At 69.3% G+C, this 12,101-nt stretch carries 11 protein-coding genes; 9 read left to right on the forward strand and 2 right to left on the reverse strand.

Annotated elements, in window-relative coordinates; genetic code table 11:
* The first annotated feature begins 18 nt into the window (after positions 1-18).
* Positions 19-1,530, forward strand: a complete 1,512-nt coding sequence (locus tag OG953_RS39620) for an acyl-CoA synthetase (RefSeq protein WP_405690612.1) — start codon at positions 19-21, stop codon at positions 1,528-1,530.
* Between the two features lie 241 nt (positions 1,531-1,771).
* On the opposite strand, the gene paaK is transcribed toward OG953_RS39620, so the two are convergent.
* Positions 1,772-3,061: a phenylacetate--CoA ligase PaaK gene (gene paaK / locus OG953_RS39625; protein WP_405690615.1), complete on the reverse strand. Its 1,290-nt coding sequence runs from the start codon at positions 3,059-3,061 to the stop codon at positions 1,772-1,774.
* Between the two features lie 213 nt (positions 3,062-3,274).
* On the opposite strand from paaK, the gene OG953_RS39630 reads away from it, so the two are divergent.
* Positions 3,275-4,798 (forward strand): alpha/beta fold hydrolase, encoded by a 1,524-nt coding sequence (locus tag OG953_RS39630; RefSeq protein WP_405692336.1) that lies wholly within the window; start codon positions 3,275-3,277, stop codon positions 4,796-4,798.
* A gap of 28 nt (positions 4,799-4,826) precedes the next feature.
* Here the strand turns inward: OG953_RS39630 and OG953_RS39635 are convergent, their stop codons facing one another.
* Positions 4,827-6,455, reverse strand: a complete 1,629-nt coding sequence (locus tag OG953_RS39635) for an FAD-dependent oxidoreductase (protein WP_405690618.1) — start codon at positions 6,453-6,455, stop codon at positions 4,827-4,829.
* A 267-nt stretch (positions 6,456-6,722) separates the two neighbouring features.
* Between OG953_RS39635 and OG953_RS39640 the strand changes: the two genes are divergently transcribed.
* The 7 genes from OG953_RS39640 to OG953_RS39670 all read left to right on the forward strand — a co-directional run bounded on the left by OG953_RS39640 (position 6,723) and on the right by OG953_RS39670 (position 12,031).
* Positions 6,723-7,844 (forward strand): SchA/CurD-like domain-containing protein, encoded by a 1,122-nt coding sequence (locus tag OG953_RS39640; protein WP_405690621.1) that lies wholly within the window; start codon positions 6,723-6,725, stop codon positions 7,842-7,844.
* A gap of 76 nt (positions 7,845-7,920) precedes the next feature.
* Complete coding sequence (locus tag OG953_RS39645; protein WP_405690624.1) at positions 7,921-8,355, forward strand: cupin domain-containing protein; 435 nt, start codon at positions 7,921-7,923, stop codon at positions 8,353-8,355.
* The gene (locus OG953_RS39650; RefSeq protein ID WP_405690627.1) at positions 8,352-9,620 is read left to right on the forward strand and encodes a beta-ketoacyl-[acyl-carrier-protein] synthase family protein; all 1,269 of its coding nucleotides are present in this window, start codon (positions 8,352-8,354) and stop codon (positions 9,618-9,620) included. Before OG953_RS39645 ends, OG953_RS39650 begins: the two co-directional genes overlap by 4 nt.
* The gene (locus tag OG953_RS39655; protein ID WP_405690628.1) at positions 9,617-10,867 is read left to right on the forward strand and encodes a ketosynthase chain-length factor; all 1,251 of its coding nucleotides are present in this window, start codon (positions 9,617-9,619) and stop codon (positions 10,865-10,867) included. Before OG953_RS39650 ends, OG953_RS39655 begins: the two co-directional genes overlap by 4 nt.
* A 16-nt stretch (positions 10,868-10,883) precedes the next feature.
* Positions 10,884-11,141 (forward strand): acyl carrier protein, encoded by a 258-nt coding sequence (locus OG953_RS39660; RefSeq protein WP_093897914.1) that lies wholly within the window; start codon positions 10,884-10,886, stop codon positions 11,139-11,141.
* 1 nt (position 11,142) lies between these two features.
* On the forward strand, positions 11,143-11,622 hold the full coding sequence (locus OG953_RS39665; protein WP_405690630.1) for an SRPBCC family protein: 480 nt from the start codon (positions 11,143-11,145) through the stop codon (positions 11,620-11,622).
* A 76-nt stretch (positions 11,623-11,698) separates the two neighbouring features.
* Positions 11,699-12,031, forward strand: a complete 333-nt coding sequence (locus OG953_RS39670) for a TcmI family type II polyketide cyclase (protein WP_405690632.1) — start codon at positions 11,699-11,701, stop codon at positions 12,029-12,031.
* The last annotated feature ends 70 nt before the right edge of the window (positions 12,032-12,101 follow it).

The following is a 12,101-nucleotide window of genomic DNA, read 5'->3' on the forward strand; positions in this document are numbered from 1 at the left end:
GCCGCACAGGATCACGCCATGACAGGTGTACGGAGCAGCACAGTCGACGGTGTCCTGGCCCGCAGCGCCCGGCGTACCCCCGCGAGCACCGCCCTACGGTACGCGGAGAGGTCCTGGACCTACGCGGAACTCGACACGGCCGTCAGCACCGCGGCGGCAGTCCTCACCGGCGAGCACGGGCTGCACCCCGGCGACCGGGTCGCCTCCTACGCGCACAACTCCGACGCGTATCTGATCGGCTACCTCGCCTGTGCCCGCGCGGGCCTGGTCCATGTGCCGGTCAACCAGAACCTCGTCGGTGACGACCTCACGTACATCCTCGACCAGTCCGGCAGCGCGCTCGTCCTCACCGACGCGGACCTCGCCGGCCGGATTCCGGCCGCGTTCTCCGTACGCGCGCTGCGCGACGCGCCGGACTCCCTCCTCGACGCCACCGCCACCCCGCGTCCCTTCACCCCGGAGCGCGAACCGGCCGCGGGAGACCTCGTCCAGTTGCTCTACACCTCGGGCACCACCGCTCTCCCCAAGGGCGCGATGATGACCCACGGCGCGCTCGTCCACGAGTACGTCAGCGCGATCACCGCGCTCGATCTGCGCGCCACAGACCGGCCGGTCCACTCACTGCCGCTCTACCACTCCGCGCAGATGCATGTGTTCCTGCTGCCCTACCTCGCGGTCGGTGCAGAGAGCATCATCCTCGACGCACCCGATGTGAACCAGATCCTCGACCTCGTCGAGATGGGTCAGGCCGACAGCGTCTTCGCCCCGCCGACCGTCTGGATCGGCCTCTCCCAGCACCCCGGCTTCACCACCCGCGAACTCGGCGGGCTGCGCAAGGCGTACTACGGCGCGTCGATCATGCCCGTACCCGTACTGGAACGGCTCCGCAACCGGCTGCCCGCGCTCGCCTTCTACAACTGCTTCGGACAGAGCGAGATCGGCCCGCTCGCCACCGTCCTCGGACCGGACGAGCACGAGGGCCGGATGGACTCCTGCGGCAGGCCCGTCCTCTTCGTCGAGGCCCAAGTCGTGGACGAGGACGGCAAGGAGGTCCCCGACGGAACGGCCGGTGAAGTGGTCTACCGCTCACCCCAGTTGTGCGAGGGCTACTGGGACAAGCCCGAGGAGACCGCGGAAGCCTTCCGCGACGGCTGGTTCCACTCCGGTGACCTCGCCGTGCGTGACGCGGAGGGCTTCTTCACGGTTGTCGACCGGGTGAAGGACGTCATCAATTCCGGCGGTGTCCTCGTTGCCTCCCGCCAGGTCGAGGACGCCCTCTACACCCATCCCGCCGTTGCCGAGGTCGCGGTCGTCGGGCTGCCCGACGACCGCTGGATCGAGGCCGTCACCGCCGTGGTCGTCCTGCGCGATGAAGCGACACAGTCCGAACTCATCGACCACGCTCGTGAGCGGCTCGCTCATTTCAAGGCCCCGAAGAAGGTCCTCTTCGTGGAGGAGCTGCCGCGCAATGCGAGCGGCAAGATCCTCAAGCGGGAGCTGCGCGACCGGTTCGTGACAACCTTGCCCTGACCGCGTGATGGGAACCACCGAACCCGGGGAGGCGAGCTCGCCTGCACCATTGCCGGTTCGGAAGGCCAGGAGCCCGCAACTGCGGGCTCCTGGCCGGGCCCGAGCCCGCTTTCCCAGGTCGTGGGGCGCAAAGTGGTGATGTCCTCACAAGCCCTGCACCGTCTTCGAGCCACCATCCAAGTGGAAGCACACGACTGGAGCGAACGGCCGCACGAGCCCGGAAAGGTCCGAAGGAGGAGGCCTAATGCCCCCCGCGCTCGTCCACGATCCGCCTGAACTTGCCGACCGATCTCTCCAGCGTCTCGGGATCGACGATCTCGACCCCGACCGACACCCCGATCCCGTCCTTGACGGCCGCCGTGATCGACTCCGCGGCGGCCATCCGCTGGTCCGGTGTGGCCTCGGCCCGTGCCTCCGCCCGTACGGTCAGTGCGTCGAGGCGGCCCTCGCGGGTCAGCCGCAGCTGGAAGTGCGGTGCCACCCCTGGCGTGCGCAGCACAATCTCCTCGATCTGGGTCGGGAAGAGATTCACCCCGCGTAGGATCACCAGATCGTCGCTGCGCCCGGTCACCTTCTCCATCCGCCGGAACACCCGCGCCGTGCCCGGCAGCAGCCGGGTCAGGTCCCTCGTCCGATAGCGGATCACCGGCATGGCCTCCTTGGTGAGCGAGGTGAAGACCAGCTCGCCCTCCTCACCCGGAGGCAGCACCTCGCCGGTGAACGGATCGACGACCTCCGGATAGAAGTGGTCCTCCCAGATGTGCAGCCCGTCCTTGGTCTCCACGCACTCCTGCGCGACACCGGGCCCCATCACCTCCGAAAGACCGTAGATGTCGACCGCGTCGATCGCGAACCGCTCCTCGATCTCGCGCCGCATCTCCTCCGTCCACGGCTCGGCACCGAAGATCCCGACCTTCAGAGAGGTCGTCCGCGGATCGACGCCCTGCCGCTCGAACTCGTCGAGGAGCGTCAGCATGTACGACGGCGTCACCATGATGATCTCGGGCCGGAAGTCCTGGATCAGCTGGACCTGGCGGGCCGTCATGCCGCCGGACGCCGGGATGACCGTACAGCCGAGCCGTTCCGCCCCGTAGTGCGCCCCCAGACCGCCGGTGAACAGCCCGTATCCGTACGCCACATGGACCTTGTGCCCGGGACGGCCGCCGGCGGCCCGGATCGAGCGGGCGACCACGTCCGCCCAGGTGTCCAGGTCCCGCTGCGTGTAGCCGACGACGGTGGGACGGCCCGTCGTCCCGCTGGACGCATGGATCCTCCGTACGCGGTCCTCGGGGACGGCGAACATGCCGAAGGGGTAGTTGTCCCGCAGATCCGCCTTGGTCGTGAAGGGGAAGTGGGCGAGATCGGCGAGCGTACGGCAGTCGTCCGGGTGCAGCCCGGCCTTGTCGAACGCGGCCCGGTAGTGGCCGACGTTCTCGTACGCGTGGTGCAGCGTGGCCCGCAACCGCTCCAGCTGGAGTGCCTCCAGCTCGTTGCGGCCCAGTCGTTCCACCGCGTCCAGCAGAGCCGTCATCCGGATCTCCCTCTTCCGTGCAGACGACCGATCATTCGGTCGATCTTTCGGTAGCAGTAATTCAGGATGATCCGCCACATGGCAAGAGGGGCGACACAGCTCATCTGCCGCCCCTTCATTGCCGTCGCCACGCTGCGCCTGCGCCACCTCTCGCGAATACGCTCACACCGAACACGGCTGCGCCGTCCGGCCGACCCTGTTTGGATGGCGTACATGCCGATCTTCCACGCATACGACGGGACCGAACTCGCCTACCGCCTCCTGGGATCGGGCGCACCGCTCATCTGTCTGCCCGGTGGACCGATGCGTGCCGGCGCGTACCTGGGTGACCTCGGCGGACTCTCGGCCCACCGGCAGCTCGTGGTGCTCGATCTGCGCGGTACCGGGGACTCCGCGGTGCCGGACGACCCGTCGACGTACCGCTGCGACCGCCTGGTCGACGACGTCGAGGCCCTACGCGAACACCTCGGCCACGAACACATCGACCTGCTTGCCCACTCCGCGTCCGCCAACCTGGCCGAACTCTATGCCGCCCGGCACCCGAAGCGGCTGCGTACGCTCACGCTCATCACGCCGGGTACCCGGGCCGTCGGCATCGACGTCACCGACCAGGACTGGCGCGATGCCAGTGAACTGCGCCAGGACGAACCGTGGTACGCGGCTGGACGGGCCGCGCTGGAGAAGGTCTGGTCGGGGCGCGAGATGAGTGAAGTCCGCTCCGTCATAGAGCCGTTCGGCTACGGACGATGGGACGACACGGCCAGGGCCCATGCCGCCGCCGCACCGGGACAGACCAACTCCGAGGCCGCACAGACCTATTACCAGGACGGTGTCTTCGATCCGGCCGCTACCGCCGCCGCGCTGGAGCACGTGACCGCACCCGTGCTCGTCCTCGCGGGGGAGTGCGACGGAGGGCCGACGCCCGACCGCGCCGCCGAACTGGTGGCGCTCTTCCCGAACGCCGAGTTCGTCGTGCAGCGTGGCGCCGCGCACTTCCCCTGGCTGGACGATCCGGGTGCCTTCGTCCGTACGGTAAACGCCTTCCTCGATCCGGAAGTGCTCAGCGTGCAGGCCGGTGGCACACGGCTCGCCTACCGGGTATGGGGGGATCCGTCGGCGCCGCCCGTCGTGCTCGTCCACGGTCGCGGCGGTGACAGCAGGACCTGGACCGAGATCGCCGAACGCCTGGCCGACGAACACCGGGTGTACGCATTCGACTTCCGCGGGCACGGCCTCAGCGACTGGCCCGGCCGCTACTCCTTCGAGTTGTTCCGGGACGATCTGCACGCCTTCCTGGAGGCCCGCAACCTGGCGGGCGCCACCGTGGTCGGACACTCCATGGGCGCCGCTGCCGCCTATCTGCTCGCGGAGCAGGAACCCGGGCTGATCGGCCGGCTCGTCCTGGAGGAGGCCCCGCCGCCGTTCCCGCTCGACCCGCCGCGAGGCCCCGTCGAACGGCCCGACGAGGAGCTGGACTTCGACTGGCCCGTGGTGCCGTCGACCAATGCTCAGCTGAACGAACCGGACCCGGCCGGGCGGGAACGCCTCGGCGAGATCACCGCCCCGACCCTCGTCATCGGCGGCGGCCCCGCCAGCCAGATCGCCCAGGACAGGCTGGTCTGGATGGCGGGACGGATACCCCGTGGCCGCTTCGTCACCATCGAGGCCGGACACCTCGTCCACACCGAGAGACCGGACGAATTCCTCGCGGAGCTGCGGTCGTTCGGTCTGGTCTGACGCATTCCCCGGGCGCTCACCGGCAGGGTCAGGTCCGGTGCAGCAGGGAGGTCAGGACCTCGTGGAGGGTGGCCTCGGCGTCGGCCACGGAACCCGTCGACCGCCAGGCCACGAAGCCGTCGGGGCGCACCAGCACGGCGCCTTCGGGCGTCGTGCCGTGGATCTCGGCCCAGTCGGCCCCGTTCTCCGGCTCCAGATCGGCGCCCGGGCCGATGCCGTACGCCTGGAGCCGTACCGAAAGGCGGGCGGCGACCCGCGCCGCCGCCCGCCGCCACGTCACGTCCTCACCGTCGGTGAGCAGCACGAGGGTGCGCTCGTACAGATCCAGAGTGGACTTGCGATCACCGGTCTGACGGACCCACAGATGCGGTGCGCGGCTGCCGGGTTGACCGTTCAACTGCATTCCCTGCGGCACCACGGGCTGCTGCGGATCGGTACCCAGCACGGCGCCGCGGACATAGCGGTAGCCCAGTGCCACGGTGAGCATGCCGCCCTGCTTCCCGCCGCCCGCGCCCGGTGCCGCCGCGTATCCCGGGTGGCTGTGCTCGCTGGAGCGCGCCGAGGCCCGCGCGCTCGTCGCCTGCGCCACCGGCAGTCGCTCCGCCTCGTATGTGTCCAGCAGACCCGGGCCCGCCTCGCCCCTGAGTACAGTGGCGAGCTTCCAGGCCAGGTTGTGCGCGTCCTGAATGCCGGTGTTGGAGCCGAACGCCCCGGTCGGGGACATCTCATGGGCCGAGTCCCCGGCGAGGAAGACCCTGCCGGACGCGTACCGCTCCGCGACCCGCTCCGCGGCGTGCCACGGGGCCTTGCCGGTGATCTCGATGTCGATGTCCGCAGCGCCGACCGCCGTACGGATGTGCTCGGCACACCGCTCGTCGGTGAAGTCCTCCAGGGTCTCGCCCAGTTGGGGCTGCCACGGCGCGTGGAACACCCACTCCTTCTTGTTGTCCACCGGCAACAGGGCCCCGTCCGCTGCCGGGTTGGTCAGATAGCACACGATGAAGCGCCGGTCACCCACTACATCGGCAAGCTGTCGGGAGCGGAAGGTGATGCTCACGTTGTGGAAGAGATCACCGGGCCCGGTACGCGCGATGCGCAGCTGCTCACGGATGGGGCTGCGCGGCCCGTCGGCCGCGATGAGGTAGTCCGCGCGCACACTGATGTGCTCTCCGGTCTCCCGGTTCTTGAGTGCCGCGTCCACCCCCGACCCGTCCTGGTCGAAGCTCTGCATCTCGGTGGAGAACCGCAGGTCGCCGCCTTGTTCACGGGCCAGTTTCACCAGCACGGGTTCCAGATCGTTCTGGCTGCACAGGCACCAGCCGGCCGGGCTGAAACGGGCGAGTCCGCCACCCGGGTCGATCTCCTTGAACAGCCACTCCTGGTCGTCCCCGGTGAGCGAGCCGGCTTGCAGGATGCCGTGGTTGTCGGCGAGTACCGAGGCCGCCTCCCGGATGCCCGGCTCGGCACCCGCCGTCCGGAAGACCTCCATCGTGCGCACGTTGTTGCCGCGTCCGCGAGGATGTGTCGAGGTGGATCGGTGCTTCTCGACCAGCAGATGCTCGATGCCGAGCCGGCCGAGGAAAAGTGAGGCGGACAGTCCCACCAGGGAGCCGCCCACGATGAGGACCGGTACGCGAATATCGACGTTCTCGTTCATCAGTTGCTCCAGCTCGGACGCCGTTCGGTTGCATTGTTCAATGCCCTTGTCGGAGCGGTTCGGACGGCCGCTCACCTGAACGGTTCATAAATCTCGCGCCACCCGGACCAGCGTTTCACGATCGGTCACGGAGACGATGCCCGCAGTCACGGGGGCGGACCGATCACATCCGCCGGGAGAGTCCCCGCTCCGAATCCACTCGCCAACCGACGGTTGACGGCATGCCATCCGGCCTGACCACGACACCGTCTCGAAGGAGATCGAAAGATGACCGCCACCCTCTCGGAACGGATCTCCCAGTCCGCCTTCGACGGTTCCAGGCTTCGTGTCGTACTGCTGCTGGACCTCTACGACGGGGCCCAGAAGCAGTTCCTGGAGGCGTATGAGCACCTGCGCAATCAGGTGGCATCCGTCCCCGGGCACATCAGCGACCAGCTGTGCCAGTCCATCGAGAACCCCTCCCAGTGGCTGATCACCAGCGAGTGGGAGAGCGCACCGCCGTTCCTCGCCTGGGTCAACAGTGAGGAGCACGTCGCTACGGTCCAGCCGCTGCACAGCTGCGTACGTGACACCCGTTCGCTGCGCTTCAGCGTCCTGCGGGAGACCGGCAAGGCGTTCGAGCTGGCGCCCGAGGCGGCCAAGGGCCGCCTGCAGGCGTCACCCCGGCTGGGCGACGGGGTGGTGCGCCACGCGCTCACCTTCACCGTCAAGCCGGGCACGGAGGACATCGTGGCGAAGATCCTGGCCGACTACGAGTCCCCGAGCGCTCGTGTCGATGAAGACACCCGACTGCGCCGCACTTCGCTCTTCATGCACGGAAACCGCGTCGTACGGGCGGTCGAGGTCGAGGGCGACCTCCTCGCGGCCCTGCGGCACGTCGCCCGGCAGCCCGAGGTAAGGGCCGTCGAAGAGGCCATCAACCCGTACCTGGAGCAGGACCGGGACCTCAGCGACCCGGACTCCGCCCGGATGTTCTTCACCCGAGCGGCGCTCCCGACCGTCCACCACGTGACCGCGGGCCGGCACAGGGCCGAGGACATCCGCCGGCACGCACTCTTCTACCAGGCCAAGGAGGGCTGCGGCATGGCACTGGCCCGGCTGCTCGCCGGCCATGACGAGGAGGCGGCCGACGACCCGGCGAGCATCATCGACAGCAGCACCATCTTCCAACGCGACGACGTCGTCGTCCGCCTCCTCGAAGCGGTCGGACCGATCGACGCGCAGCCGGCCCAGGTGGTCGGCATCGACGGCCCCGGCAAGGTGGCCAGGCTCGGACGCCTCCTCGACGGCGGCGCGAATGCCGTGCCCACGACCGAGCGGGGGATCCCGCACTTCCTGACGGAATCCGAGATGACCCTGATCACGGATCGGCAGGCCATGGAGTCCTGAATCGCGCATCCGCACCCTGGGGGGTTCTCGCTCAACCCGTCATCACAACGCGCAATGCGCCAGGAGGAAAGCAGTCATGACCACGCACCGGCCACGCATCGTGGACCTCAGCGAGACGCAGCCCAACCGCAGGCGCGGAGGCGACCTTCGCGCCATGCTCACGCCGACGGCGGTGGGAGCCACCAGCGGTTTCATGGGGCTGGCAATCGTTCAGCCCGGCGACCGCATCGGCGAGCACTACCACCCGTACTCCGAGGAGTTCGTGTACGTCGTGAACGGTCACCTGGAGGTGGATCTGGACGGTGAACCGCACCGGATGCGGCCCGACCAGGGCCTGCTGATCCCTCCCCACGTACGCCACCGGTTCCGAAACGTGGGTGACGTCGAGGCACGCATGGTCTTCCACCTCGGCCCCCTCGCCCCGCGCCCGGAACTGGGCCATGTCGACACCGAGCACACGGAGTCCGCCGAGGGCGTTGCGCCGCCGGAACGAACGGAGGCCGCCTCATGACCCGCCGAGTGGGGGTCACCGGTGTCGGCGTCGTGGCCCCCGGCGGCATCGGGGCACCGGCCTTCTGGGATCTCCTCGCGAACGGACGCACCGCCACCCGCGGCATCACGCTCTTCGACCCGGCCGGCTTCCGCTCCCGCATCGCCGCCGAGTGCGACTTCGACCCGGCGGCGCACGGACTGGACGCGGACCAGGTCGCCAGGTCGGACCGGTACGTCCAGTTCGCGATGGTTGCCGCCAGGGAGGCCCTCGGTGACGCGGGGCTCGACCCGGAGAAGGTGGACCCCTGGCGGATGGGTGTGTCGCTGGGCACCGCGGTCGGCGGCACCACCCGACTGGAGCACGACTACGTCGCCGTCAGCGGCAGCGGCGCCCGCTGGGATGTCGACCACCGGTCGGCCGGTCAGCATCTGGAGCGGGCCTTCTCACCCAGCTCCCTCGCATCGGCGGTGGCCGAACAGGTCGGCGCGCACGGCCCGGTGCAGACCGTCTCCACGGGGTGCACCTCCGGTCTCGACGCGATCGGGTACGCCTTCCACTCCATCGAGGAGGGCCGCGTCGACGTCTGTATCGCCGGGGCGTCCGACTCACCGATCACCCCGATCACGGTGGCGTGCTTCGACGCGATCAAGGCCACCTCGGCGAACAACGACGACCCCGAACACGCCTCCCGGCCGTTCGACTCCCGCCGCGACGGCTTCGTCATGGGCGAGGGCGGAGCGGTGCTCGTGCTGGAGGAGCTGGAGCACGCCCGGGCCCGCGGCGCGACCGTGTACTGCGAGATCGCGGGCTACGCCACCTTCGGCAACGCCTACCACATGACCGGGCTGACCCCCGAAGGGCTGGAGATGGCCGAGGCGATCAACCGGGCCCTCGACCATGCCCGCATAGACGGCTCGCAGATCGACTACGTCAACGCACACGGCTCGGGCACCAAGCAGAACGACCGGCACGAGACGGCCGCCGTGAAGCGGGCACTGGGCGCGCACGCCTACGACGTACCGATGAGCTCGATCAAGTCCATGGTCGGCCACTCGCTGGGGGCGATCGGGGCCATAGAGATTGCCGCCTGCGTACTCGCCCTGGTCCACCAGACGGTGCCGCCGACGGCGAACTACGAGAGCCCGGACCCGGAGTGTGACCTCGACTACGTGCCGCGCACCGCACGTCCCCTGAAGCTGCGCAGCGTCCTCTCGGTCGGCAGCGGGTTCGGCGGCTTCCAATCCGCGGTGGCCCTGACGAGAACAGGTGGGAGGACACCATGAGAACCCGTAAAGCGCGGCGCACCGTTGTCACCGGAATCGGTGTCGTCGCCCCCAACGGCACCAACACCGAGGCCTTCTGGAAGAGGACGCACGAAGGGATCAGCGTCCTCGACCGGGTCACCCGCGAGGGGTGCGAGCAGCTTCCGCTGCGGGTCGCGGGCGAGGTGCGGGGCTTCGAGGCGGCGGAGCTGATCGAAGAGCGCTTCATCGTCCAGACCGACCGGTTCACGCACTTCGCGATGGCCGCCGCGGACATCGCGCTGGACGACGCCCGGCTGGGCCGTGCCGACTACGAGGATTCTCCCTTCGACGTCGGCGTGGTGACCGCTGCCGGGTCGGGTGGCGGCGAATTCGGCCAGCGGGAACTCCAACGGCTGTGGGGGCAGGGATCCACCTACGTGGGTCCGTACCAGTCCATCGCCTGGTTCTACGCCGCGAGCACCGGCCAGATCTCGATCCGTGGCGGCTTCAAGGGGCCGTGCGCGGTCGTGGCCAGCGACGAAGCGGGCGGTCTGGATGCGCTGGCGCATGCCGCCCGTTCGATCCGCCGCGGTACCGAAGCGGTGGTGGTCGGCGCGGCCGAGGCACCGCTGGCGCCCTACTCGGTCGTCTGCCAGCTCGGGTACGAGGACCTGAGCACCAGTGATGACCCCGCCCGCGCCTACCGGCCGTTCACCTCGGACGCCTGCGGCTTCGTGCCGGCCGAGGGCGGTGCCATGCTGGTGGTCGAGGAGGAGCAGTCGGCCCGTCGGCGCGGGGCCCGTGTCCGGGCCGAAGTCGCCGGGCATGCGGCCACGTTCACCGGAGCGGCCCGGTGGGAGGAGTCCCGGGAGGGCCTCGCCCAGGCGATCATAGGCGCCCTGCGGGAGGCCGACTGCGCGCCGGACGAGATCGACGTCGTCTTCGCGGACGCCCTCGGCGTGCCGGCGGCCGACCGCGCCGAGGCGCTCGCGATCGCGGACGCACTCGGCGCGCACGGCCGACAGGTACCGGTGACGGCGCCCAAGACCGGCATCGGGCGTGCCTACTGCGGTGCACCTGTGCTGGATGCGGCCGCCGCCGTGCTCTCCATGGAGAACGCGCTGATACCGCCCACCCCGAACGTATTCGACGTGTGCCACGACCTCGATGTGGTCACCGGTCAGGCGCGCCCCGCGGAACTGCGGACGGCGCTCGTGCTCAGCCGCGGGCTCATGGGCTCGAACGCGGCGATGGTGCTCCGGCGCCCCACCGACATCCAAGTGTGAGTAAGGAGAAGTCCTCATGACCGATCGACTGACCTACACGGAACTCGCCGTCCTGATGAAGAAGGGCGCCGGACTCACCGTCGACCCACGGGACATGGAGAAGCGCCCCGGGTCCGCCTTCGACGAGTTCGGCCTCGACTCGCTCGGCCTTCTCGGCATCGTGGGCGTGCTGGAGAACCGGCACGGCAGGGCGCTGCCGGCCGATGCCGACCGCTGCAAGACCCCCCAGGAATTCCTCGACCTCGTCAACACCACCCTCATGACTGGAGCCTGAAGTGTCCGGACACACCGAGAACGAGATCACCATCGCCGCCCCCCTGGACCTCGTCTGGGACGTGACGAATGATCTGGAGAACTGGCCGCGGCTGTTCAGTGAGTACGCCGCGGTCGAAGTCATCGAACGGCACGGCGACAGCACGACGTTCCGCCTGACCATGCACCCCGACGAGAACGACAAGGTCTGGAGCTGGGTCTCCGAGCGGACCGTCGACCGCGCCGCACGCACGGTCCGCGCCCGCCGTGTCGAGCCGGGCCCGTTCCAGCACATGAACATCCGGTGGGAGTACTCGGAGGTCCCCGGCGGTACGAAGATGCGCTGGTCCCAGGAATTCGCGATGCGGCCCGACGCACCCGTCGACGACGCGTGGATGACCGACAACATCAACCGCAACTCCAAGGTCCAGATGGAGCTCATCCGGGACAAGATCGAGCAGCGCGCCCGGGAGCGCCGTACCGCCTCGGTCTCTGCCGGCTGACCAGCCGTCCGCTTACGACTCGCCGCCCGGCCGCACGGCCGGGCGGCCGGGCCGGGAACCAGAAAGGCATCCCACGATGCACCACGCTCTGATCGTCGCCCGGATGGCGCCGGGTTCGGCGCCGGACATCGCCGAGCTGTTCGCCGCCTCCGACAGCAGCGAACTGCCGCACCTCGTCGGCATCACCAGGCGCAAGCTCTTCCAGTTCGGCGACGTCTATCTGCACCTGATCGAATCGGACCGTCCGCCGGGTCCCGAGATCGCCAAGGTGACGGAGCACCCGGCGTTCAAGGACATCAGCGAAAAGCTCACCGCATATGTGAGCGCGTACGACCCGAAGACCTGGCGCAGCCCCAAGGACGCCATGGCCCACGAGTTCTACCGGTGGGAGCGCGGCACCACCGCTTGAGACGGGAAAACGCCCCGGGTCCGGCCGACTGGCCGGACCCGGGGCGATTTTTTTCCGTTGGTCCCGGAGA

The sequence above is a fragment of the Streptomyces sp. NBC_00057 genome (genome assembly GCF_045041165.1).
Lineage (GTDB): Bacteria > Actinomycetota > Actinomycetes > Streptomycetales > Streptomycetaceae > Streptomyces.

Excerpts from the sequence above, each read along its gene's own strand:
- OG953_RS39620 (WP_405690612.1), top strand. The coding sequence starts at position 19 with ATGACAGGTGTACGGAGCAGCACAGTCGACGGTGTCCTGGCCCGCAGC.
- paaK (WP_405690615.1), bottom strand. The coding sequence starts at position 3,061 with ATGACGGCTCTGCTGGACGCGGTGGAACGACTGGGCCGCAACGAGCTG.
- OG953_RS39630 (WP_405692336.1), top strand. The coding sequence starts at position 3,275 with ATGCCGATCTTCCACGCATACGACGGGACCGAACTCGCCTACCGCCTC.
- OG953_RS39635 (WP_405690618.1), bottom strand. The coding sequence starts at position 6,455 with ATGAACGAGAACGTCGATATTCGCGTACCGGTCCTCATCGTGGGCGGC.
- OG953_RS39640 (WP_405690621.1), top strand. The coding sequence starts at position 6,723 with ATGACCGCCACCCTCTCGGAACGGATCTCCCAGTCCGCCTTCGACGGT.
- OG953_RS39645 (WP_405690624.1), top strand. The coding sequence starts at position 7,921 with ATGACCACGCACCGGCCACGCATCGTGGACCTCAGCGAGACGCAGCCC.
- OG953_RS39650 (WP_405690627.1), top strand. The coding sequence starts at position 8,352 with ATGACCCGCCGAGTGGGGGTCACCGGTGTCGGCGTCGTGGCCCCCGGC.
- OG953_RS39655 (WP_405690628.1), top strand. The coding sequence starts at position 9,617 with ATGAGAACCCGTAAAGCGCGGCGCACCGTTGTCACCGGAATCGGTGTC.
- OG953_RS39660 (WP_093897914.1), top strand. The coding sequence starts at position 10,884 with ATGACCGATCGACTGACCTACACGGAACTCGCCGTCCTGATGAAGAAG.
- OG953_RS39670 (WP_405690632.1), top strand. The coding sequence starts at position 11,699 with ATGCACCACGCTCTGATCGTCGCCCGGATGGCGCCGGGTTCGGCGCCG.